The following is a 23,351-nucleotide window of genomic DNA, read 5'->3' on the forward strand; positions in this document are numbered from 1 at the left end:
GACGCCGCACTGACGGCACGTCTTATCCGCCTTCGGCCGAAGGGGCACCCCGCTGTATTTCCGGTAGGGACGGTTCCCCGGCACAAAAGCCGGCTCCTGAGCCTTGTCCCCCTTCAGTTTTTCCCTGATTTGCTCCGCAAATGTCTTCAGCTGGGCTACATCCTTCTCATCCGGCCTTCCCGCTGCAAACTGGTGCATAATGGAATGCTCCGCAATCGCCGCCACCGCCGCCACACAGCGAAATCCCGCCGCCTCCAGCGTATCCTTCAATTCCAACAGCGTATCCTCAAAATCCCGGTTGCCATACACCGCCGCCAGCACCGCCCTGGCCTGATTTCCCTTCATACTAGACAGCCGCTCCAGCGCCACCGCCGGAACCCTGCCGCCAAAAGACGGAACCGCCACGATACAGACATCGTCCGCCTCCAGCTTATACACCCCATAATCCCGGTCCACCTCCAGCAGATTCACCGTCTCCTGCTCACAATCCCATCCGCAGCTCAGCGCGTTCGCCACCTTCTCCGTCCCGCCTGTCGGGCTGAATATCATCCTATACAGTTTCATCTTTGCCCCTCCCATCCTGAAAACTTCCACTGATTACAGCTTCCATTCATTTCCATGCTTATAGACCATTATAGTCGTTTTCCACCCAATCTTCAACACCGGAGTATGATAGCCGCTCCCCTTCTTCAGCACCGGAGCTGGAAATGCTGCTCCCGTTCTCTAACTCCAACCATGAAAATGCCCTCCGGCTCTTGACTCTCCAGTAACTAGAGGGTTTATGATTCCTCTAAATAAGTATGTTCAGCGAGGTAATGTGATGAAGAACGAATATGATTTAACGGAAGGCAATATCACCAAAACCGTAATCCTGTTTTCCCTGCCGTTTCTGCTGGCGAACCTGATTCAGGCGTTGTATGGGGCGGTGGATTTGATGGTGGTGGGGTGGTACTGCTCCTCCGAGGCCGTGGCCGCCGTATCAACCGGGACACAGGTGACGCAGATTGTCACCAGCTTTATCTCCGGCCTGACCTTAGGAGGAACGGTCACGGTCGGCAAATATGTGGGGATGAAGCGGATGGATGACGTCAAAAAGACCATCAGCACCAGCCTGTGTCTGTTTGCCGCCACAGGCGTATTGCTGACCGTCCTTTTACTGCTGCTCCAGACGCCGATTCTCACCCTCTTAAAGACACCAAAGGCGGCATTTTCCCAGGCAAAGCAGTACGTATCCGTCTGCGCTATGGGTGTGTTCTTCACCTGCGGGTATAACGCCATCAGCGCCATTCTGCGAGGCTATGGGGACTCCAAAAGCCCGCTGCTCTTCGTGGCGGTGGCCGGGGGGCTCAATGTCATCGGTGACATTTTCTTTGTAAAACAGTTACATATGGGGGTGGCCGGCACTGCCCTTGCCACCATACTGTCACAGGCATTTTCCATGGTCTGCGCCATGATTTATCTGAATCGGCGGGATTTCATTTTCCGGTTTCATCTCTCGAATTTCAGGATTTACGGAGATAAGGTGCGTGAACTTGCCCTGGTGGGAATTCCCATCTCCCTGCAGGAGTGTATGGTGCGCCTGTCCTTTCTCTATCTGACCAGCGTCACCAACGCCCTCGGCGTCTATGCGGCCTCCGCGGTGGGCATCGCCAGCAAATACGACGTGTTCGCCATGCTTCCTGCCACCTCCGTCTCCAGCGCGCTGGCCTCCATTGTGGCTCAGAACTATGGGGCGAAGAAATACCACCGGATGAACCGGGCATTATTTACGGGCATCGCCTTTGCCCTCCCCTTCTCCCTTGCCTTCTTCCTCTGGGCCCAGATATCACCGGCCACCATGATTGGCGTTTTCTCCACGGACCCCGCCATCATCGAGACCGGAATTCCGTTTTTTAAAACCTGCAGCTTCGACTATCTGTGCGTCCTGCTGGTGTTCAGCTTAAACGGCTATCTAAACGGCCGCGGAAAAACCGTGTTCACCATGTTCAGCTGCTGCTTCGGCGCCCTGGCCCTGCGCATGCCTCTCATCTACCTGGTCTGCCGCTTCCTGCCGGAAAACCTGGGCGTCATCGGAACGGTTGCGCCGGCGGTGTCCGGGGTCATGGCGGCATATACACTGGTTTATACGTTGAAATGCATGAGACATGACAGGGAAGCGATGTGATGCTTCGCTTCCCCTATATATCAATAAAATGTAGTTTTTGCTTCTGTTTCTCCAGTGTCTGCTGCAACAAATGAATATCCATATCCGGAATGTCATCTGTCAGCGCTGCAGCGGTACCGGCTGCCTGTCCGGTAACGGCGCAGGCAGGAATGACACGAGTGATATCCCACATGTTTTCATTCACAGAGATACATCTTCCGGCGCCGATTAAGTTTTTTATGGATTTTGTGTAAAGAGCAGCAAACGGTATCTCATAGACTTTGCCACGTCTTCTCCAGTCACCAATCATACCGATACTATCAGGGAAATATACCCCGTTTTCAACATCGGAAATCGTATATTCGCCACTGAATCTCCTGGTCATGCGAAGCTGGGGCATGGTGCTGATGGCAGTTGGCTCACAGTACACATCCTGTGCCCGGGCCGACAAAATATCCGTCAGAATGGCGCGGTGGGATTCACAGAGCATCTCACTGGTTTCCGCGGCGTCAAGACCTGAAAAACGCCGGTCAGACAGAGGTTCTTTGACACTTCGGTCAGAATCTGCCAAAATATCAGCAAAGCCCAGGGTGTTTAATTTCAGGCCATTTCTTCCAAAGCTGTAATACCAGGCCGCCAGAGTATTTCTCCTGGTATATTCGACTGTCTGAGCCCCAGCATGCCAGAATAAATCGGCATCTCCGGTGGCGTCCACAAATACAGCCGCCTCGATGGCAGACCTTCCACTTTTATTTTCTATGATCACGGCATCCAGATGACTGTCCGTAACATGGGTACCACAGATGATGGTGTCGTATAAGAGTTCCACGCCATGGTTTTGCAACAGTTCTTCTGCCAGCAAAGCTAAATAGACAGGGTTAAACTGCACCTCAAACCGAGCGTTTTTCCGCTCCTCCATCGTTCCGTGATTCAGCCATGGAGCCGGATACCTCCCCTGCGCGCCATGACGTATTGATAAGCGAAACAGCTCTTCCGCAATTCCATAGGAAACCTGATGGCCTTCCCCATCGCATAATGGGAGATAAACACAGACCAGACCGGATGTTGCGAGACCGCCAAGAATACACTGTTTTTCAATCAGCAATACACTGGCACCGCTTCGGGCCGCAGCCAGTGCAGCGGAAATGCCGGCGATACCGCCTCCGGCCACCACCACATCCGCCCGCTTGGAGATTGGGGTATGTTTTTCCTCTCTGATTTCCCTCATGCCTTTCCACCTTATTCCCATTACTATCCATTCACCCTTTCTTCACCATCTGCTCCACCGCCGCCACCCAGTCGTGGTCCGGGTCATTGGAGCGGAAGAAGCCCTGGTGCTCTCCGGCCATCAGCCATAGAAAATAGGTCTGGTATCCGGGGGCGCTCACTGTGGTGTGATAGCCCTTCGGGAACTCCACCAGCTCATCCTGCTTCACCGTGTAGGTCTCGTCAATCTCCCCGTCCTTTGTGTATAGTTTCTGAATGGCAAAACCCTGGCTGGGCTGGAATAAGAAGTAATAGATTTCTTCCAGGACTCCCTCGTCAGGCATCTGGTCCACATCGTGTTTGTGGGGCGGAAAACCGGCCCAGTTGCCGGACGTGCAGTAGACTTCACCGATGGTCAAACGTCTCGCGTTGGTATTTCCGTCGATGATGAAGGTGGTCTCCCGCTCCCACGGCTTCACGCCAAGGGTGACGCGGCGGACACGGTCCGGGCCGATGACTTCCGGCGCTGTATCCACATCCATGGGAGTGCCGCAGCAGGCTATCTTGACATGTTCTCTTCCGCTCACCGTCACCTTCTGGTTTCTGGGCAGGTAGACACTGGTGGCATTTCCATCGAACACGCTTCTGCGGCCGCCCACATGTTTCCATTCCAGACTGTCTGAAGTAAAATCAGCATGGCCACTCAGGATAATCAATCCCCACTCCTTGTTCTCCGTGTCAAATACCACCTGTTCCCCCTTCTCAAGCTCTATGATTCCAAAATGAAGCATCCCCAGCGAGCAGTCCTCCTGCCCGGGTACACAGATAGGCGTATAGCCGCTTTTTGGAATATAACTTTTTTTATAATTCATCCGTATCTCCCCTTCCTGAATTGAATATTTGATTTTCGAGCAACTGCTCCACAATACGTTTCCAGTCTCCCACCAAGCCATAATCCGCATAATCGAAAATAGGAGCATGGCGGTCACTGTTTATGGCAATCACCGTGCCCGCTCCACTCATTCCCGCCAAATGCTGTACCGCGCCGCTGATTCCAACCGCCAGATACAGGCCCGGCCGGACCACCTGGCCGGTCTGTCCTATCTGGCAGGAATATGGTGCATAGCCCAGATTCACCGCACTGCGGGTCGCCCCCAGACAGCCCCCCAGCCGCCCGGCCAGCTTCTCTAACAGTGCGAATCCCTCCCGGCTTCCAATTCCAGCCCCTCCGGCCACAATGATGCCGGCCCCGGACAATGTATTCCGCTTTTCTGATTTATGGAACGCAAGACATTTGACCAGCGGCCGCAGGTCAAACTGCAGTCTCTCTGTTTTCACAATTTCGTCCCCATGCGAACCAGTGCCCATACCAACGGTACCCGCATTATATCCACAGACCTCCGGAAATATCCCCGGCCGCACCGTGGCCATCTGGGGCCAGGTCCTGCTCACAATGCTGGCTGTCACATTGCCGCCGAGAGCAGGGCGGACCTGCAGCAGACTCCCGTCCTCCAACATTTCCAGACCCGTGCAGTCCGCCGTCAATCCACAGCCAAGTCTCGCGGCCATCACGGGCATCAGCGCCCGCAAACGGACCGTGGCATTGGCCAGAATCATCCCCGGACGCCTGTCGGAAAACCAGTCAGCCAGATGGACCGCCAGCTCCGTTTCATCCCCATACTCTTCCGGCAGCCCCAGAACATAGATATGGGAAATACCGCAGACGGCAAAACCTTTCCCTTCCCCATGCAAAACCACCACAGACACTTCCCCGCCATGCCCAGCCGACATCCGTACCGCCTGTGCGGCCAGAGACAGGGAGACGGCGCTATCGTCCTCACATATCACAAAACACCCCGTTGTCAATCCATCTCCTCCTTCAGCCGCTCCGCCAACTCTTCCACCTTTTCCAGCAGTTTCACATGGCGGCGGCCGGCAGTCTGCCGTTCCACTCTCTTCACCCTGGTGGGCGAACCACGCAGTCCGCAGTCCTCCCCGGCAATCCCCAGTTCGCCGGCAGACAGTACCCGCACCTTCTTCCTTCCGGCTTCCCGCCTTCCCTTAATTCCGGCATTTCTCAGAATATAGCTGTACTCGCACAGCGAGATAACCGCCCCCTTCGGCGCCAGCAGTTCCATGGTTCCGTTTTCCACCAGCCGGGTGCACCAAAAGCCATTCTCTTCCATGCAAAGCCGCTCCATGATAGATGTATCCTCCGGCCTGCAGTTCGCCACAGTTCCTTCCTTTTTCACAGCAGTCACGGCAATCACATTGGTAACGCAGGGCGCTCCCAGCATCGCCGCCAGCTCCGCAGGCACCTGTCCCGTCTCCCCGTCAACCGCTCTCCGGCCGCAGAGAATCAGGTCAAAGGGCCCAAGCAGACTTACCGCCCCCGCCAGCGTCCTCGCCGTGGCATAAGTATCCGCCCCGGCAAACCGGCGGTCTGTCAGCAATACTGCATCGTCCACCCCTTTTGCCAGCAGCTCCCGCATCCCTTCTTCCAGCTCCGCCTTCCCCATGCTCATCACGGTGACGCTTCCTTCCCCCCGCAACCGCAGGGCCAGCTCCACCGCCGACTCATCCGCCACATTCAGCTGATGTATCACCCCATCCCGGACCAGTGAATGATTCTCATCCATCCGGATTCCCTCCGTCGCGGAGGGCACATACTTCACACAGACTAAAAGCTTCATGAACATGCCCTGTCAAGCAATCCGAACAAATCACACAGCTCCATCCCTTCCGGCACGGCTCCTCTCATCACTTCCCACACCTCCGGGTTTGCCACAATCAGGGTTTTCGCTTTCGTCCGCATGACATCCTCCCACCGTCCTCTGGCAGTCATCGCCACAATTTCCGGCATATAAGCCTTTGCCAGCGAAGTGCCGCAACATTTGGCCAGTTCCCGGTTCTGGAACATTTCCTCAAGCTCGATGCCCATGGCTCCAATCAGCTCCCTGGCGGGCTCAAACTCATGGATGCTGCGGGCCAGCCTGGAGTCGTCATGGTAGGCTGCGTACGCCATGGAAATCTTCCCCGGCTTCAGTTTCCCCTCCCGGAGCAGCGACGCCAGATAGGATGTCGCCGTGACCACCTCCGCCTGAAGCCCCATTCCCCACTCCCCATACTGCTGGGTCATAAATACCGCGTCATAGCTGTCGAGAACCACCACGGTTTTCACACCGGTGCGGTTGATGGCATCACTGCACACCCGGGCCGCCTCCTGCACTTCCTCCACATATCCAATCAAATCCGCCAGCATTACCCCGGAAGCCGGCTCCTCCTTCAACACCGTGTAAGAGACACCAGCCCGCTCCAACAGGCGAAGAAATGACTCAGCCATATTCTGGGCCCGCAGTGCCGCCACTTCTCCTATGTAAACCAGCACCTCCGCATCCCGCTCGGTTCCAAAAGAAGGCTTCGCCTCCCCGTAAATGTTGCCGGACACCTCAATCTTATCCAGTACCGCCTGCACCTTTTCCGGCACCAGTTCCTCCACCACGGCCGCCGTCCGGCCCTCCCGGATAAACACCGGCGGCTCAAACCCAGTAGCACAGTCATTGCTGCACGCGTCGCACAGCAGACATTCATACATCACCTCCGCCATATCCCGGTCAAAGGCCGTCCCTCTCTCCACCATGGAGAGCAGCAGCCCCTTGGCCCGGGGCGTATTCACCTCTTTGCCGGTCTGTAATCCCACTGGGCATAAATGACGGCACATCCAGCAGAACCGGCATGCATCTGCCTGTATTTTCGCTTTCTGACTAATCATAGTTATCTTCCTCCTGATTTCATAACCTTCCCAAACATTCCACCAATGTGCGGACAAGCAGGGGCCTTTTGCCCCGCTCCGGCTTACAGTCCCAGCTTATACGGGTTCATAATGCCATTAGGGTCCAGCGACTTTTTCAGCCCTTCCATCACCTGCATGGCCGGGCCGTACTGCTCCTTCATAAGCCTGGACAGCTTTAACCCAATCCCGTGATGGTCATTGATGACCCCGCCGTGCTCCATGGCCGCCCGCACTCCGGTATTCCAGATTCGGTTGTGAAGACGGATGGCCTCCTCCGGGTCCTCCGGCGGATTGTCACAGATAAACCGGTCATAAATCATGGTTCCCCACTCATACCAGTGGGAGCAGTGGGCGATAAACCGCACATCCGGGAAATTGGACTCGATGGCATGCTTCATGGCCCAGTAAATCTCCTCAATATGGGCAAAGTCCGACACCGTATCCATGGTTCCAAACATCTGCGGCACATCCATGATATTGCCTGGATAGAAAAAGGTAATCCGGTTCTCATACCATTTCTCCCCGTACTCCGCTCCCATATCGCGGCCGCCGTGCTGTCTGCAGACATCGATCACCACTTCCATCTCGATATCTACAATCCGCTCGATTCCCTCCAAAGCCAGGTTCATAAACGAGCCCTTCTCCTCCACCCCGATAATCTTCTTGATAATGGAAACGGTCTCCGCCTCGTCAAACAGGCGCAGGATGGACGGCTTCACCTTCTGCATGATATCCCGCCCGGCTGCAATCCCGTCCTTCATGCTGGGAAACATAAACGCCCGGAACTTTCTTGACTCCGGCTGCTCAAACAGCTTAAACTTCGCCTTCGTCATCACCCCCAGCGTTCCCTCCGAGCCGATAAATATCTGGTTCAAATCCGGTCCCGCCGCATGCTTTGGCACCGGCAACGTGTTGATGATATCGCCGTTTGGAAGCACCACCTCCATGCTCAGACACTGGTCATCAATCTTCCCATATTTGGTTGACATAATACCAATTCCACGGTGGGCCAGCGCCCCACCGATGGTGCCGCAGGTGAGACAGGATGGAATATGCATGCAGGAATATCCCCGCTCATTGGCGTACCATTCCAGCTGCTGGAATATCATCCCTGTCTCCGCCGTGATAGTTCTGGACTCCTCGTCAATCTCTATCAGCCGGTTCATCCGCTTCAAGTCCATGATAATTCCGCCCGCCATGGGAAGGGCCCCTCCCTGGGAGCCGGAACCGCCGCCCCAGGTGTGAACCGAAATCTTATAATAATTGGCTATCTTCAAAATCTTCGACACTTCCTCCGCCGAATCCGGCCGCACCACAAAATCGGCCTTCGGCGGCTCCTGCCCCCGGTCCGCCCACATCCGGCTGACCCAGAAATAATCCACCCCATAGGTCAGTTTATCGCTCTCCCTGGTGGAGACATTGTCCTCCCCCACCACATCTTCCAGCTCCGACAAAACCATGTCAAACATAAACGATTTCATCACCATAGTTCTACACTCCTTTTCTCATCCCAATTTTCACGCAAGCCCATGAACCTTCCAGTTTTCCCCGTAAATCCCGGCCCAGACTCCTTTCGCCGCCAGCCCGGCATTCTCCTCGTGGCAGATCAGCCATTTGTTCCTGGCCCAGAGGAAATCGGCCTCCGCTCCGCCAGCATTCCATTCTCCATCTTCCAGCGCCGTATTCGTCCCTCTCGGCAGAATCACAATGCAGGAAAATCCCTGCCCATCCACCTCGCACGGGCAGAAATGAAGGGTCGTCCCGTAGACCTCCACCATCTGGCCTTCCTCCAGATAAAATGCCTTCACCTTCCCGGAGTCATACCGTCCCCCTTCCTCCATCTCCCGCAGATCACCCAGAAACAGCACCATGTCTGTCACCGCGACATTAAACTCACTGGACTTATGCCACTCCAGCGCCCCCATCCGCTCGTTGTGGCCATGGCACAGCCCAATCTGCATATCCATCTGGCCCCCATAGTTTCTGCGAATCCGCTTTGCCGTCTCATTCTCGTCAAGGCAGGGAACCGCCGCCACGTAACTGCTGCCCGCCGCCGGCCGCTCCATCTCCAGGAGAACCGTTTCCACAAGCGGAGCCATATTTCCATCCCCGATCACACGCCCATACGGCCGGAACTCCTCCTCCGTCACGCGAAACAGCTTCAGATGGGGATTTCTTTTCTTCAACTCCTCATATCGGCTCATTCCCTTATCTCCTTTTGTTCGTCTCCATAAATTCCACCGTCTCCTCATACCCGGGTATCCCATCCTGGGCGCCAAACCTGGTACATTTTAACGCCGACACCGCCGAGGCAAATGACGCCGCCTCGTAAACCGTCATTCCCCTGATTCTGCCCACCAGAAATGCCCCGTGAAACGTGTCCCCGGCCCCATTGGTATCAATCGCCTTCACCGGATATACCGGATACCGGACCGCCTGTCCCTTCTCCCAGATAAATCCGCCCCGGCTTCCCTGGGTGATCACCAGAATTTCCGGGTGGTACCGCTCCATCAAAACCACCGCCGCCTTCTCCGCCTTCCTCTCCCCGGTTACGGCGAGGGCGAACTCCTCCGACGGAATCAGCACGTCCACCAGCGGCAACAGCTTCTCAATCCCCGGATAAATCCCGCCCGCATCCAGACTCACCTTCACGCCCTGCGCTCTGGCTTTCCCGGCCGCATAGATGGCCGCCTCCGGATGATGCCCGTCCAGATGCAGATATTTCGCCCCGCTAAGCGTCTCCAAATCCACATCCCCCGTCTCCGGCGGCAAAAGCGTCCCCCGGTTCCAGATACAGGTTCTGGTGGACTTCTCCGTATTAATCAGCACAAAGGAATGAAACGACTGTCCCCCTTCCACCGTCCTCACGCTGTCACATCCCACGCCAAACCGTGCAAATTCCCGCCGGATAAAACTTCCATACATGTCATCTCCCAGAGTCCCCATGTACTCCGCCGAAATTCCCAGCTTGCTCACCGCCACCAAAGCCGTGGCGCAGGGGCCCCCGCACTGGAGTTTCGTGCTGCTCCCCTGCATTTTGGTATCTTCTTTTGGAAATCCCTCCGCCGTCATCAGAATATCAAACAGGGCGGCCCCAATTCCTATCACCTCTGTCATTTTGTATCCGCTCCTAACAGCCTGATTTTACTGATGGCAAATTCCTTCACCGCCTGAATCGGCTCCTCCATAAACAAATCCAGGGCGTAAATGCTCCGGTCCACCTCAAACACCCGGTCCAGGAAGGAGTAGCACAAATCTGTCCCAAAATTCACCTTCCGGATTCCCGCCTCCACCGCCATGGACACCTGCTCATCCGGCACACCGGAGCCCCCGTGCAGAACAAGGGGAATCCCTGTCGCCGCTTTGATATCCCTGATGCGCCCAATATCCAGAACCGGCGCTCTCTTATACCGCCCGTGAGCCGTCCCCACCATGATCGCCAGAGCCGCCACGCCGGTCTCCCGCACAAACTGCTCCGCCTCCTCCACATCGGTATACTCACTCATGGACGCGTCCCGGACCGTCCCCACGTGTCCCAGCTCCCCTTCCACGGAGACTCCGCACGCCCCGCACATCTCCACCACTGAGCGGGTGGTCTCTATATTTTCTTCCAGCGGAAATACCGACGCGTCAATCATGATTCCCGTCGCCCCATAGCGAAGCGCCCTCAACACCTCCGCAGTCCCGGCCCCGTGGTCTAAGTGAAATGCCGCCGGCGTGTCTAACTCCCGCATGGCCTCCAGAATCATCGGCGCCACATACCTGGCATTCTGGTGGTCAAACAGCCGGCTGTACATCTGGAAAATAACCGGCGCCCCGGTCTCCTTCGCCGCGTTCATCACCCCCAGCACCGACTCCATGTTGTACACGTTAAACGCCGGAATGGCGCAGTTTCTCTCTTCCGCAATCTTCAAAATCGTCTTTAAATCCACGTACATACTCTTCTCCTTTTCTCCAGGGCATCCGCTCTCTTCCACACATCCGCCTGCTTCATTGCATTCACTCTCTTCCGTGCATCTGTCCTGTCCATCTCACTGCATCCGTCCGTTTCACTCCATCTATCCGTTTCCCAATTTTCTCTACTCCACCCAATCCGGCTCCAGATTCGGAACATACTTGCAAAACTCCCGGATCACCTCCGTATAATCTCCCTCAATCTCCGCCATATGGTGGATATAAGGCCCCTCAATCAGCTTGTGCTCCCACTTGGACAGACTGTCAAACTTCGCCCACAGATACGTCCCAAATGTATACGGGCCCTCCGCAGACTCACACACCCCTGCCAGGAACCGGTAATTCCCGTTATCCTGGTCAATTCTCGCCACCGTATACGTCCCGTCCTTCACCTCAAACCACTGGCGCATATTCACCTGCTTTGCCGGGCTCCCCTCCTTCTTCAGCGAGTAGGCAAAGGGACCGCAGTGCCACAGCAGCTCCGTATTCTCATCCTCCGGATGACGGGCCGTGAATTCCCCAAAGAAGGGCACCTTCTTACCCATGGACGCACAGGCCAGCATGGACATGGTGACAGCCCCGTGCAAATCGCTCTCACAGCTGATCACATACCCCATATCCGCCAGCACACTGTACGCCGTGCAGGGCATGGCTCCCACTCCCAGCTGCATGGCCGTCCAGCATTCCGCCGAGACCGCGTCCACCCGGTACTCCTCAAATATATCCCGGAACAGCAGCACAAAGGCATAGACCTTTTTGAGCACCGGCGCCGTCAGATCATCCAGCTCATACCGGCTCGCAAGCAGCTTCGCCCCCTCTTCCAGTTCCTCATCATGTTCCTCCAGAATCCGGTTAAACTTCTCAATCACCACCGCCATATTCACGGGAACCACCGTAATTCCAAACTTCTGCATCAGTTCCCCCTCATTGATAATGACGCTGCAAAACGGCTTCGGCCGCATTCCGACCTGGGCAATCCGCATCCCCCGGAAATTTTTCACCATACATGCCACAGACACAAACCGTCTGAGCCCTTCGGCAAACATATCCTCCTCCATTCGGCAGTTCTCTATGTAAGTAAACGGAATATTCAGCCTCTGCAGCTGCCGGCTCATCCCAAACAGCCCGCACTGGCTGTCCGTATACCTGGTTCCGTCCGCCAACGGCGCCTCATCCCGGGGCCCCCACAAAAGCACCGGTTTTCCCAACTCCCGGGCCACCATGGCCGCCACTTCCTCATTGCCAAAATTCCCGTTAATCAGGAAAATGGCATCCACTTTCTCCTGCTTCATCCGCTCCACCACGGCGTCCACATCCCGCTCACAGTACAGCACATTGACCGGATTAATCCCCTCCAAATCCACAAACGAAACCTGCTCATCCGAAAAATGCTCTTCTATATAAGCAACCGCCGACGCGCACCGCTCCTCCGCCTTCTCCCAGTTAAAAATTCCCGGTCTCGGCGTCACATCCCTCCTGATTGGAACCAGTCCAATCTTTACCCTGTAATCAAGCATAACCTTCTCCTCCCTTTCCTGTTTCCGCGCAAATTTGTACCAGGATTCCCCTGATTTTCACTAAAATCATTATAACATCGGGCAATTTCAGGTACCATATACCTGAAATTTGAATAAAAAACCAAATTCGTATTTTTCATATATATTTCTCATCTTTATGGCGCGGCATCCGCACAAAAACAGCACAAAAGCCGGGGAGAACCAGCTCCATCTTTCTGGTTTTCCCCGGCTTCACACCGCTCTCTATTCCTTAATCCGCACCCGTCACATTACACTTTCGTCCCGGTAAAACAGTTCCTCCTCCATCCCCTCATCCGGCTCCATATAGAACAGCGGAAGCGAGATTAACACCCGCGTGCCGTAGCTTCCCCCGCAGATGCTCAGTTTTCCCCGTCCCCCGTAAATCAGGTGTATCCGCTCCTGCACATTGGCCAGCCCGATGCTGCCGTTTCCCTCCCGGTTCCGGCATCCGTGAAGAACCGCCTCAATCTCCGACTTCTCAATGGCAGGTCCGTTATTCTCAATGGTTATCAGCATGGATTCCTGCTCCTGCACCTCCACCTTGATAGTCAGGGTGGGATTTTCCGTCACCACACTGAGACCGTGCACCAGCGCATTTTCCACGATGGGCTGTAAAATCATGGTGGGAATCAGCGCCTGGCGGGCCGGCTCCTCATAGCTTATCACTATCTTCAGCCTGGAATCATAAATATCGTTATAGATATCCGCGTAGTCTAACAGCGTCTTCATCTCCTTCTCCACCGTGATATACTGCTTGTCCATGTTCACGGTAATGCTTCGGAAATACCGGCTGATGCGCTGGACCATCTTGCTGATCTGCTCATTCCCGTTAATCTTTGCCAGCGCGTTGATGGATTCCAGTGCATTGTATACAAAATGCGGTTTAATCTGCATCTGAAGCGTGCGGTAGCGGTGCTCCAGAAGTTTTAACTCCGCCGTGCTCTTTAGCTGCTGCTCCTCCAAAACCTTGCCCAGCAGCTCCTTAATCCGGCTCACCATCATATTGAAATGCACCGCGGTCTGGCTGATGTCATCCTCCCCCTCAATCACCAGCTCGCACTCCAAGTCCCCTTTCGCCACGGCGTCCATGGACTCCACCAGCGCGTTCATCTTATGGGAGAAGGACCTTGTGGTCACCATCAAAAGCAGAAGGCTGAGCACTAACACCAGCGCCCCATACCTCAAACTGCTCCTCATCACCGCCATATTCGCCTGATATAAATGAGAGGTCGGAATCAGCCCGATAGCCGTCAGGGAATCGTTGGTGAACGCCGCCATATAATACTCCTGGCCGTCAAGCTCCACCTTTCCCTGGCGCACCGTCAGGGCGCTTGATATGGCGTCCGCCTTTATCCCCTCCGTGATTGTCTCCCCCGCACAGAACGAAAAATCACTTCTGGAATCCAGAAAAATCATGGTGCACTGCATATCCTGGTTCTGCCGGCTCAGCTGAAACAGTCTGTCCTCCACCATCCGAAGGGCCATCCGCCCGCACCGTCTCATGGGAGAGGTCGAATAAATGTCCTTCACCACATAGATATCCCCATCCTCTGCCCGCACCCAGAGACAGCTCCCATATGTATTCTCGTGAAATTTCTCAAGCACCTGCGACGCCTCGGCCGACACACGGCCTCCGTCCGGCAGCTTTCCTCCCGTGTGAAATTCCGTCCCCAAAAGCGTCTGAATCAGCACAAAATCATACGCCGAATCATTGGTCACCATCTGATTCGCCGAGCGCTGCATCTCCGCCCGGCGCTCCACGGTGCTGTCCATATCGTACACCCGCAGCTGCGCCGGTATCTCCACCGTGGTGGCGGCCGCGTATATCTGCCGCTCCAGATTGTCCCGGTTCTGCCGGTAATTGGCCAGCACCTGCTCCGTCAGCAGCGAGAGATTATCCATGGTATCCTTCTCCATGATGCGGATGGATTTTCGAATCTGCTGAAATGAGTAAGTCCCAAGAGCCAGTGTCAATATCACCCCCACCAGCAAAATCAATTTTGTGACAAATGGCATCCTCCGTAACCTTCCCATATCATCAGCTTCCTTCCCGACGGTTTCTGAACCGGTATTCTGACGGCGTCATTCCCTCCAGACACTTGAAAATGTTATAAAAACTGATATAGTTCTCGTATCCGATGGAGTAGGCAATGTCCTCCACCCGCATTCTGGTATCATCCAGAAGCTGTTTGGCCACCGCCATCTTCGCCAGCAGAATGTGCTGCTGATAGGTGATACCCGTCTCCTTGCGTATCAGCGTGGACAAGTAATTGGGACTGATATGAAACTGGTTCGACACATCCTCCAGCCGCAGCCCCTCCGCCGCGTACCGCCTGATATAATCCAGAATATTCCGAATCAGAATCGACATTCCGCTGCTCTTTTCCATCTGCTCCTTCAACAACGCAAACAGCCGGAAGAACCAGTTTTTCGCATCCTCCTCCCTGGATATCTGTGTCAGCTCAAACACAAGATTATCCACGTCCTCGGACCATTGGTTCTCCGGCAATTTGTCATGCATCAGACTGGTGCAGTACATCATCAAAAGCACGCGCAGCAGACGCAGATTCCCCTCATAGCTCCTGCTGATGATCTCCCAGGTCTCCTCCACGCTCATCTCATCAAATCTGGCCGCCAGCCTGGCGCACAGCTCCTCCATCCCGGCAAGTCTGGCGCGGTTTCCCAGCCTCTGGCCGGTATCCGGCTCATAAAAGCCAATCCGGGAATTTTTCTCCAGAACGGAAAATTCCAGAACTGTCCTGCGGGCCTCCTGCTGCGCCAGCTTGATGTCCTCCTCCCGGGTATGGACAGCGCTCACCGCGATGACCATCTCCGGGATATGGTCCCTGATTTTATTGACGACAGTCTGGGCCGCCAGCTTCCAGGTGCGGCTCTCCTCCTTCATTCCCACGAATATCACCAAATCCCCGTCCGCCACCACGCTGACCAGTTCCAGGTTGTCCGGATACTCCTCAAAATCAAGGCGCTCCAGGGCCGGACGGCTGATAATCGACCTGCTTCTTCCCACAATCATGACATACTGCTTCACTGGCCCCGTGAGAAACCGCCCGAAGCTGCCCTGCTCCACCTGGCTTCCATAGCTGGTCAGAATGGTCAGAAGCTGGGCCCTGCGGTGAAACAGATCCATCTGCTTCAGCCGCTCCTCTCTCTGGCGGTCCTGGTCCAGACTTCTGGCCGCCCGCACCAGCGTCTGGGCCAGTTCCTCATTGTCAATGGGCTTTAGCACATAATCCATTACCGACAGCCGGATGGCCTGGGTGGCATACTGGAAATTGTCATATCCGGTCACCACAATCACCCTGGCATTCACCAAATAATCCTGCATCTGCTCAATCATGGTCAGACCGTTCACTCCCGGCATCTGGATATCCGTGATGACCACATCCGGCCGGACCCGCTCAATCAGTCTGGCCCCCGGTTCCCCATCGTAAGCCACGCCGGCCACCTCATATCCCAGCCCTTCCCAGTCCACGGTCAGACGCAGGGAATTGACCGTGTTGACGTTGTCATCAATTAAAACCACTTTATATGCCATAGACAGACTCCCCCTCCACTATCAACATTTTCTCACAGATACTTTTCAATTACAGGCGAAGCATCACCCCTTCACCGCTCCCGACATAATGCCGCTGACCACATACTTTTGCAGACACAGATAGAGAATCAGGACCGGAAGCATTGCCATATTAAAAAATGCGAAAGCCAGATTTAACTCCGCCGTATTTTCATTGAAATAGACAATCTGGGCCAGAGGCAGGGTCCGGCTCATTTTATCACGCAGAAGAACCACCGCCGTGTTGTAGTCATTCCACACAAACAGGGTATTTAGCACAGCCTGGGTAGCATTGATGGGCTTCATGAGCGGAAAGACAATCTTCCAGAAGGTCTGAAAACGGTTGCAGCCGTCAATGCTGGCCGCCTCCTCCAGCTCCCTCGGAACCGTCTTGATAAAACTAGTCACCACCAGCACGCTGATGGAAATCTGAAGCCCCGACCTGGCAATCACAAAGCCCAGCGAGGAACTCACCAGCCCCACTTTGTAAAGATTCAGGTAGAGTGGCAGCATGATACACTGGAAGGGGATCAGAATCCCCAGGGTGAAGATGGTATACATGGCATTGTAGAATTTCCCCCTGTTTCTGGCCAGCACCCAGGATGCCATGGAGGTGACAACCATCAGCAGGATAACCGTTGGAATGGTGGTCAGGATACTGTTCTTGTAGCCAACCAGGAACTGGCTGTTCTCCGTAATCACCCGGATATAGTTGCTGATAGTGGGATGCTGGGGCCAGGCCAGCCTGTCCAGGGTCACTTCATTTTTATATTTAATCGAATAGATAAAGCCTAAGTAAAATGGCACCAGAAAGACGGCAATCAACACCGATATGCCGAGCATCTGGCCGGCTCTTCCCAGCTTTCTCATGGTTTTCTTCTTCGCACTCATTACGCCTCCACCTCCAGTTTTCGAAAGATTGTCGTCACGAACCGTGTCAGGACGATCAGCACAACCGTCAGGATAATGGCCGCCGCCTGCCCCAGTCCGGCCTTGCTGAAGCCAAAGATATAATCATAGACAAACATGGCCGTCGTCTGTGCCGCCTCCATATTCCTCGCCACCGCCATGGGATAATCAAAGCATTTCAGTCCCCACGCCAGCAAAAGCGTCACATTGGACGTAAAAGCCGGCACCATCATGGGGATGGTGATATAGCGAAGCTGCTGGAACCAGCCGGCCCCCTCCACTTTGGAGGCCTCATAATAATCCAGGGGAATGGATTGCAGCGCCGCGATGTAAATCAGCATACAGTAGCCCATATCCCTCCAGATGGCAATGACCGACATGCCAGCCACCACCTTGTTGGAATCTCCCAGCGGACTCATCACCCCAAAGATCAGGGAGTACACATCCGTATACACATAGCTCCACACAATGGCCGCACTGGTCAGTGCCACCGTAAACGGCAGAAACAGCATGGTTCTCGCGAAATTGGCAAACCGGGAAGAGCGGTAGAGCATCAGGGCCAGAAAAAGCCCCAGCAGATTGGCCCCCACCAGGTAATAGGCAGTAAACTCAATCGTATGAAAAAATGCATCCCGGAAATAACTGTTTGTCAGCATCAGCTTATAGTTTTTCAGCCCCACAAAATCCTTCGTATCGCTCATGATACTCTTCCAGTTGGTAAACGAATACGGGATACTCTGGATAAACGGTATCAGCACCACATAGGCAAACAGTAAAAACGCCGGAAGCATAAACAGCACATTGGTCAAAAATGCCCTGGCTTTATAAGGGGAAACCTTCCTGTTCGGCATGAAATCAACTCCTTTTTCTACATTCTTTTTTGACACTCCATCTACATCCGTAGAGAATTTCGGCCCGCGTCAGAAAACTGACGCAGGCCGCATCACATCCGGGCGGCTGTCCGCCCTCTTTTGTTACTGTTCTGCAATAATCTGATCAAACTTCGCCTGCATATCATCGAGACACTGTTTGGCGCTCTGCTTCGTGCCGTTGGAATAGCTCTCGGCAAACGCGGTCAGATACGTTCTCCAGGCGCTGGTAAACTGGCTGTTAAACGGCGCCGTGAAATCACCGTAATGGGAAATGTCACCTGATGCTTTTAACTTGGCAAGTGTCTGAACCACCTCCGGGGCGTTGGACGCCGCACTGCCGTTTAACAATGGCATCAGGGAGATAGCGGACCAGGAATCGCCACCATTCTGTACCCAGTATTCCATGAATTCCAGAGCCACGTCATAGTTCTCCGCCTGCGGATTCAGCATAAAACTCTGGTCCACCTGCACGTTTAATTTGGCCGAGCCCTCATCGTCAATCGGCTCCACGAAAAAGCCGTACTCAAAATCTTTTCCCTCTATCATGGACTCCAAATCGCCGATTCCCCAGGTTCCAAAATACATCATGGCCGCCTCGCCGGAGACAAACACCTCCAGGGCTGCGTTCTGGTCGTTGGTCATGGCGTCGTCTCTCATCCAGGCAAGACGCTTGGCCCAAAGGTCCAGCCCTTCCTCAAAGTAAGGGTAATCCGCCAGCTTCTTCTCACCGCTCATCAGCTTCTCAAACAAATCCTTGTCGCCGGCCTCCAGTGCCTTAGTCCAGATATAATTTCTCATCTCAATATCCCCGAATACGGCGTCGTTAAATGCATGGGCCCACGGGTCAATTCCGGCCGCGTCCAGTTTTTCACAGGCCGCCAAAAGCTCCGTGTAGGTCTTTGGCTCCTCAATTCCGTTATCCGCAAATATCTTCTTGTTGTAGAACACGCCCCAGGTTTTAAAGTCGATGGGGAAACCGTAAATCTTGCCGTCATGGGACACGTCCCCCAAATCTCCGGACGGAAGATTCAGACCCTTAATCACCGCATTGTCCGTCAAATCCGCCGCGTAACCCTCCGTCACCAGGTCCGGATACAGTCCCGGATTGCCCATGATTACCTCCGGCTGGTCACCGGATGCCAGGGCCGTCTGCAGCTGCGGGAAATAATCGGTTCCCTGATTGTAGAACACATTATCCCAGGTAATCTGATACTCCGGGTGTTCCCCCGCAAATGCCTCCTCAACCGCCTTTAAGCCTTCCTGCTTGGTGGTCTGGGTCATATAGTGAAAGACGGTGATGGTAACATCCTTTGCCGTTCCCTCCGTGCTTCCCTGCTCCATGGCCTTTGTGGTTCCTTCCGTGGCCGCGGCCTCCGGCGCTTTGGTGGCCGCCTGCTTATCTCCCCCACCGGAACAGGCTGTCAATCCACCTGCCAAAACAAGCGCCAATGCAATACTGATAAATCTTTTCATTCGTTTTCCTCCTTCTCCAACCATGAAATGCTGTAAATTCCCCCACACAACGTCATCTTCCCCTGCCCGTTATGTTTTGATAATTAAATTATACTCCCAGATGCTATGCAAAACCATTTACCAAGGTTCCATTTTTCTTAACTTATTCTCTTCTCTTTCCGTAAGACTCACCGCGCCAGCTCCGTCCACCGCCCTGTCCTGGCTGATTTCACGCAGGCTTCGATGAAGGCATTGCCCCGCCAGCCGTCATAGAAAGTGGCATAGGGACCTGGCCTGTCAGATACTGCTCTGTCCGGATGGACTGGTAAAACGACTCGATGGCGTGCATCAACACGTCCGGCCAGCCCATGGCATGTCCCGCCGGCATGGTGACATAGGGAAGAACCGCCTCATGAACCAGGTTGGAACCTGTGAGCAGTTCCTCATTGCCCCGCTCCCGGTTTCCGATGTAGAGCCGGTCTCCATTCTGCTGCCGCCAGGTGTACTCTCTCTGTTCCCCGCTCACCGTAACCACCAAATCATTTTTATGCCCCACCGCGCATTTGGAAAATACGGCCGTTCCCGGAGTTCCGTCCTCAAACCGCACCATCACAAAGGTGGTATCGTCCGAGTTGATTTCCACTTCCCTCCCCGTTGCGGTGTCAAGACGCAGCGGGTAATGGGTGTACATCTGCGCGTAAACCGCCTGAATAGGCTGTCCCATGACGCAGGTTACCGTATCCGCCCAGTGGACGCCGATGTCCGCCAGGGCTCTGGCCGGGGAGGTCTCCGGCATCTGGCGGCTGGTATAGTCCGTGTGGCGGGCCGCCGAATCCTGAAGGTAGCAGCCGCTGACATACAGCGGTCTTCCCCCCTCCCCCTCCATGACGCGGGCCCGCATTTCCTGGACTGCCCCACTTAACCGGTACTGGTGGTTGACCCCGTGGGCCACGCCCCGCTCCATAGCCAGCTGCCACAGGCTCTTTGCCCTGGCGGCGCCAAGACTCAGCGGCTTTTCCGCGTAGATGTGCTTCCCCGCCAGAATGGCCGCCCGGTTAATCTTGTCGTGAAGATGATTGGGGGTGCAGTTGTGGATGACCTGAATGTCCTTATCCGCCACCATATCCCGCCAGTCCGTATATCCCCGCTCAATCCCGTACGCCTTCTTTATCTCCTTCAGCCGCTCCGGCGCCGGATCACAGACGGCTGCCAGCTCAATCCCCGGTATTCTCCGGATACTGTCCATCTGCGGGATAGCGATAAATCCGGTTCCAATCACGCCGGCCCGTATGATTCCGTCCCTATTCATGGTAGATCTCCTCCAGCGCCTGCTGTATCCTCCGGTAACGGTGAAAGGCATTTTCATAGACCTGGCCATGCTCCGGTATGGGATGGGTGACCGACCGGATTCTGACACAGGCTTCCACCGCCTCCCTCACATCCCGATACCAGCCGGCTCCCACCGCCGCCATGATGGCGGAACCGAAGGAAGAATCATCCACCTCCGTCTTTTCCAGGCTCATGCCCAGCACGTCCGCCACAATCTGCCGCCACAGACCGCTCTTCGCCCCGCCTCCGATGATGCGCAGGCGGCTCATATCCATGCCCAGCCCTGTTATCACATTCATGCAGTCCTTCATGGAATAGGCAATCCCCTCCAGTGTGGCTCTTGTGAAATGCTCCGTGGTATGTCTGGAACTGATTCCCACATAGCTGGCTCTCAGGGAGGAATCGTTATAGGGCGTCAATTCGCCTTGCAGGTAAGGATGAAATATCAGTCCCTCACTTCCCGGCAGAATCTCCTGCGCCTTCTCACACAGCTCGTCAAAGCTCTCCCGCCCGATGCTGTCCCGGTACCACCGGAAACTGGCCGCGCAGCTGCTGGTGGCCGTCCCTGGATACCAGAGTCCCGGCACCACGTGGCGGTAGTTGAACAGATAGGGCGACTGCTTAAACTGCTCCGTCACCACGCAGATGCGGCCGGCCGTGGCCAGCTTCACCGTGGCATGTCCCGGCTCCACACTGCCGGCCGCCACCATTTCCATGGCCGTGTCGGAGGTCCCCGTCAGGACCCTGGTCCCCTCCGCCAGCCCGAACTCCTCCGCCGCCTGTTTTGTCACGTATCCGGCTGTCTCCTCCGGGCCAGATACCCTGGGAAGCCAGTCCATCCGGATGCCGGCTATGCGGCACAGCGGCTCGGACCACTCCTGTCCCACCGCGTCGTAGAACATGCTGCCCATGGCGTCGATGTAATCCGTCCCCAGCTCCCCGGTCAGCCGGTACCGCAGGTAATCCTTGGCAAACAGCAGATGCCGGATTTGCCCCCATCTCTCCGGCTCATGCTTTCTCAGCCACATCATCTGCGGCAGTGTCCATATCACCGTGGGCTGGTTCAGCGTTTTTTCCAAAATCTCCCCCAGATGATTTCTGTTTAATTCCTCAACTTCCTCCCCGCTTCTCTGGTCCGTCCAGTGGATGGCATTGCCAATAGGCTGTTTTCTCTCATCCAACAGCACCGCCGTGTGGGTGGCCGCATCCGGAAACAGGGCCTCTATCATCTCCGGCCGTATCCCCGTCCTCTCCACCAGCTCTCCAAATGCCTTCCGAAAGGCCAGGCACCAGTCCTCCGGTTTCTGCTCCGCCCAGCCCACCTGCGGATAGCTGGTAGGATACTCACACCCCACAGCCGCCCCAATCACTCCGTCATTTCCCAGCAGCGTCAGCTTCACGGAACCACTGCCGATATCAATTCCCAATACATACTGTCTCATAAGCGCCTCCCGTCCATATTACGCCTTAACCGTAACATGTTCCCGGAAATATCACAATATCGCTCATCTTTTAAAATCTTTATGTATGTTACGGACTTTCGGACATGCCCGTCATACAAAAAGACCCATTTGCATCTAATACATCCAGCAAATGGGTCTAATCTTCATAAATGATTACATGATTACAATATGCTATTTTTTCAAAAGATATTATTATTACTTTTTATTTACTCTCTTTGTAACTTTTTTACTTTAAGATTTCTTTTAACTCATTTATTGATAAGATAGTTTGTTGATACACCGAATGAAACTCTCCTTCATGCATATTGTTTTTATATAGAATTTTTACAAATGTTTTAAAGGCATTATAAAGTTCTTGTAGAAATTCATAATATCCACACTGTATCGTTAATTCGGTTTTCCTCGTTGATCTGTCATTAATACAGTCTATTTTCAACTCCATATTCTCACCTTTAAAAACTTCTAGCCAAAAAGGGCCATCATGAAAAGGAAGCCGAAATAAATGATTATTCATATATCTGGCGTTTATCAAATCATTTTTCCACCATTCCAGAACAGGAAATGTAAAGTCTGTCCATCCTTTACTCGGAAAACAATATCCATTTTCTTCAATATGGATTTTTGTATCAACTATATTTGTATTTTTTGTGACATATACATTATCTTCTATTATAATTTTTATCACTCTATTTCTCCTATTACTTAGGCCATGCTGAATCAATTTGATTCATTGTATAATCAAACCAGAATTGCACTGTTCTATTATATGCTTCCTATATAGCCTTAGCAATTGCTGCTTCTGTCACTCCATCTGGCCACTTATCCTTATTATCATCACCTCTTCCTCCACCAGTGGTATGTCCAGATATAATATGCTCCATATCAATCGTTACCTTATATAGAAATCAAAAATGCAACAACTGCAGTTATAATTTCATAGACTTTCTCTTGCATAGTTTGCAAAGATGTTCGTATCTGACTGGATATTTGTATAACTGCTTCTCCATCAGTGAATATGTATCCTTCATTCACTGATGGAGCGGGGGCTTGTTCCCCCGCTCGGAAGATATACCACAGTGAGAGTATTCCAGCACGTCGAGCCAATTTGGGATAACGAC

General features: G+C 54.1%; 21 protein-coding genes. 1 reads left to right on the forward strand and 20 read right to left on the reverse strand.

Annotation, left to right across the window (positions count from 1 at the left end; translation table 11 throughout):
• Window positions 1-564: flavodoxin family protein (locus HMPREF9473_RS27825; protein ID WP_006781811.1), on the reverse strand; the 564-nt coding region annotated here is incomplete at its 3' end.
• A 256-nt stretch (window positions 565-820) separates the two neighbouring features.
• On the opposite strand from HMPREF9473_RS27825, the gene HMPREF9473_RS18925 reads away from it, so the two are divergent.
• A complete protein-coding gene (locus tag HMPREF9473_RS18925; protein ID WP_006781812.1) occupies window positions 821-2,164 on the forward strand; it encodes an MATE family efflux transporter in 1,344 nt (447 codons plus the stop codon).
• A gap of 13 nt (window positions 2,165-2,177) precedes the next feature.
• Here the strand turns inward: HMPREF9473_RS18925 and HMPREF9473_RS18930 are convergent, their stop codons facing one another.
• The 19 genes from HMPREF9473_RS18930 to HMPREF9473_RS27965 all read right to left on the reverse strand — a co-directional run.
• Complete coding sequence (locus HMPREF9473_RS18930) at window positions 2,178-3,371, reverse strand: FAD-dependent oxidoreductase (RefSeq protein WP_006781813.1); 1,194 nt, start codon at window positions 3,369-3,371, stop codon at window positions 2,178-2,180.
• A 31-nt stretch (window positions 3,372-3,402) separates the two neighbouring features.
• Window positions 3,403-4,221: a 5-deoxy-glucuronate isomerase gene (gene iolB / locus HMPREF9473_RS18935; protein WP_006781814.1), complete on the reverse strand. Its 819-nt coding sequence runs from the start codon at window positions 4,219-4,221 to the stop codon at window positions 3,403-3,405.
• A complete protein-coding gene (locus HMPREF9473_RS18940; protein WP_006781815.1) occupies window positions 4,211-5,215 on the reverse strand; it encodes an electron transfer flavoprotein subunit alpha/FixB family protein in 1,005 nt (334 codons plus the stop codon). Before HMPREF9473_RS18940 ends, iolB begins: the two co-directional genes overlap by 11 nt.
• The gene (locus tag HMPREF9473_RS18945) at window positions 5,212-5,988 is read right to left on the reverse strand and encodes an electron transfer flavoprotein subunit beta/FixA family protein (RefSeq protein ID WP_187388716.1); all 777 of its coding nucleotides are present in this window, start codon (window positions 5,986-5,988) and stop codon (window positions 5,212-5,214) included. Before HMPREF9473_RS18945 ends, HMPREF9473_RS18940 begins: the two co-directional genes overlap by 4 nt.
• A gap of 50 nt (window positions 5,989-6,038) precedes the next feature.
• On the reverse strand, window positions 6,039-7,121 hold the full coding sequence (locus HMPREF9473_RS18950) for a (Fe-S)-binding protein (protein WP_006781817.1): 1,083 nt from the start codon (window positions 7,119-7,121) through the stop codon (window positions 6,039-6,041).
• An 83-nt stretch (window positions 7,122-7,204) separates the two neighbouring features.
• Window positions 7,205-8,629 carry an FAD-binding oxidoreductase gene (locus tag HMPREF9473_RS18955; protein ID WP_006781818.1) on the reverse strand — a complete coding sequence of 475 codons (1,425 nt, stop codon included), beginning with the start codon at window positions 8,627-8,629 and terminating at the stop codon, window positions 7,205-7,207.
• 30 nt (window positions 8,630-8,659) lie between these two features.
• Entirely contained in the window at window positions 8,660-9,346 is a 687-nt protein-coding gene (locus tag HMPREF9473_RS18960; RefSeq protein WP_006781819.1) for a DUF4867 family protein, read from the reverse strand.
• 4 nt (window positions 9,347-9,350) lie between these two features.
• Window positions 9,351-10,259, reverse strand: a complete 909-nt coding sequence (locus HMPREF9473_RS18965; protein WP_006781820.1) for a carbohydrate kinase family protein — start codon at window positions 10,257-10,259, stop codon at window positions 9,351-9,353.
• The gene (locus tag HMPREF9473_RS18970; protein WP_006781821.1) at window positions 10,256-11,080 is read right to left on the reverse strand and encodes a class II fructose-bisphosphate aldolase; all 825 of its coding nucleotides are present in this window, start codon (window positions 11,078-11,080) and stop codon (window positions 10,256-10,258) included. The genes HMPREF9473_RS18965 and HMPREF9473_RS18970 overlap by 4 nt, the downstream gene beginning before the upstream one ends.
• Window positions 11,081-11,221: 141 nt before the next feature.
• Window positions 11,222-12,613: an L-fucose/L-arabinose isomerase family protein gene (locus HMPREF9473_RS18975; protein ID WP_006781823.1), complete on the reverse strand. Its 1,392-nt coding sequence runs from the start codon at window positions 12,611-12,613 to the stop codon at window positions 11,222-11,224.
• 264 nt (window positions 12,614-12,877) lie between these two features.
• Entirely contained in the window at window positions 12,878-14,668 is a 1,791-nt protein-coding gene (locus HMPREF9473_RS18980) for a sensor histidine kinase (protein WP_006781824.1), read from the reverse strand.
• 4 nt (window positions 14,669-14,672) lie between these two features.
• The gene (locus HMPREF9473_RS18985; RefSeq protein ID WP_006781825.1) at window positions 14,673-16,190 is read right to left on the reverse strand and encodes a response regulator transcription factor; all 1,518 of its coding nucleotides are present in this window, start codon (window positions 16,188-16,190) and stop codon (window positions 14,673-14,675) included.
• A gap of 63 nt (window positions 16,191-16,253) precedes the next feature.
• On the reverse strand, window positions 16,254-17,099 hold the full coding sequence (locus tag HMPREF9473_RS18990; protein WP_006781826.1) for a carbohydrate ABC transporter permease: 846 nt from the start codon (window positions 17,097-17,099) through the stop codon (window positions 16,254-16,256).
• Window positions 17,099-17,968 carry a carbohydrate ABC transporter permease gene (locus HMPREF9473_RS18995; protein WP_006781827.1) on the reverse strand — a complete coding sequence of 290 codons (870 nt, stop codon included), beginning with the start codon at window positions 17,966-17,968 and terminating at the stop codon, window positions 17,099-17,101. The genes HMPREF9473_RS18990 and HMPREF9473_RS18995 overlap by 1 nt, the downstream gene beginning before the upstream one ends.
• Window positions 17,969-18,091: 123 nt before the next feature.
• Window positions 18,092-19,462, reverse strand: a complete 1,371-nt coding sequence (locus tag HMPREF9473_RS19000; RefSeq protein WP_006781828.1) for an ABC transporter substrate-binding protein — start codon at window positions 19,460-19,462, stop codon at window positions 18,092-18,094.
• A gap of 208 nt (window positions 19,463-19,670) precedes the next feature.
• Window positions 19,671-20,750, reverse strand: a complete 1,080-nt coding sequence (locus tag HMPREF9473_RS19005) for a Gfo/Idh/MocA family protein (protein WP_006781829.1) — start codon at window positions 20,748-20,750, stop codon at window positions 19,671-19,673.
• The gene (xylB, locus tag HMPREF9473_RS19010; RefSeq protein ID WP_006781830.1) at window positions 20,743-22,212 is read right to left on the reverse strand and encodes a xylulokinase; all 1,470 of its coding nucleotides are present in this window, start codon (window positions 22,210-22,212) and stop codon (window positions 20,743-20,745) included. The genes HMPREF9473_RS19005 and xylB overlap by 8 nt, the downstream gene beginning before the upstream one ends.
• 247 nt (window positions 22,213-22,459) lie before the next feature.
• Window positions 22,460-22,918 carry a hypothetical protein gene (locus HMPREF9473_RS19015; protein ID WP_034859632.1) on the reverse strand — a complete coding sequence of 153 codons (459 nt, stop codon included), beginning with the start codon at window positions 22,916-22,918 and terminating at the stop codon, window positions 22,460-22,462.
• A 209-nt stretch (window positions 22,919-23,127) separates the two neighbouring features.
• The coding region (locus HMPREF9473_RS27965) for a hypothetical protein (RefSeq protein ID WP_207636806.1) at window positions 23,128-23,351 on the reverse strand (224 nt) is incomplete at its 5' end.

The sequence above is a fragment of the Hungatella hathewayi WAL-18680 genome, from assembly GCF_000235505.1.
GTDB lineage: Bacteria > Bacillota > Clostridia > Lachnospirales > Lachnospiraceae > Hungatella_A > Hungatella_A hathewayi_A.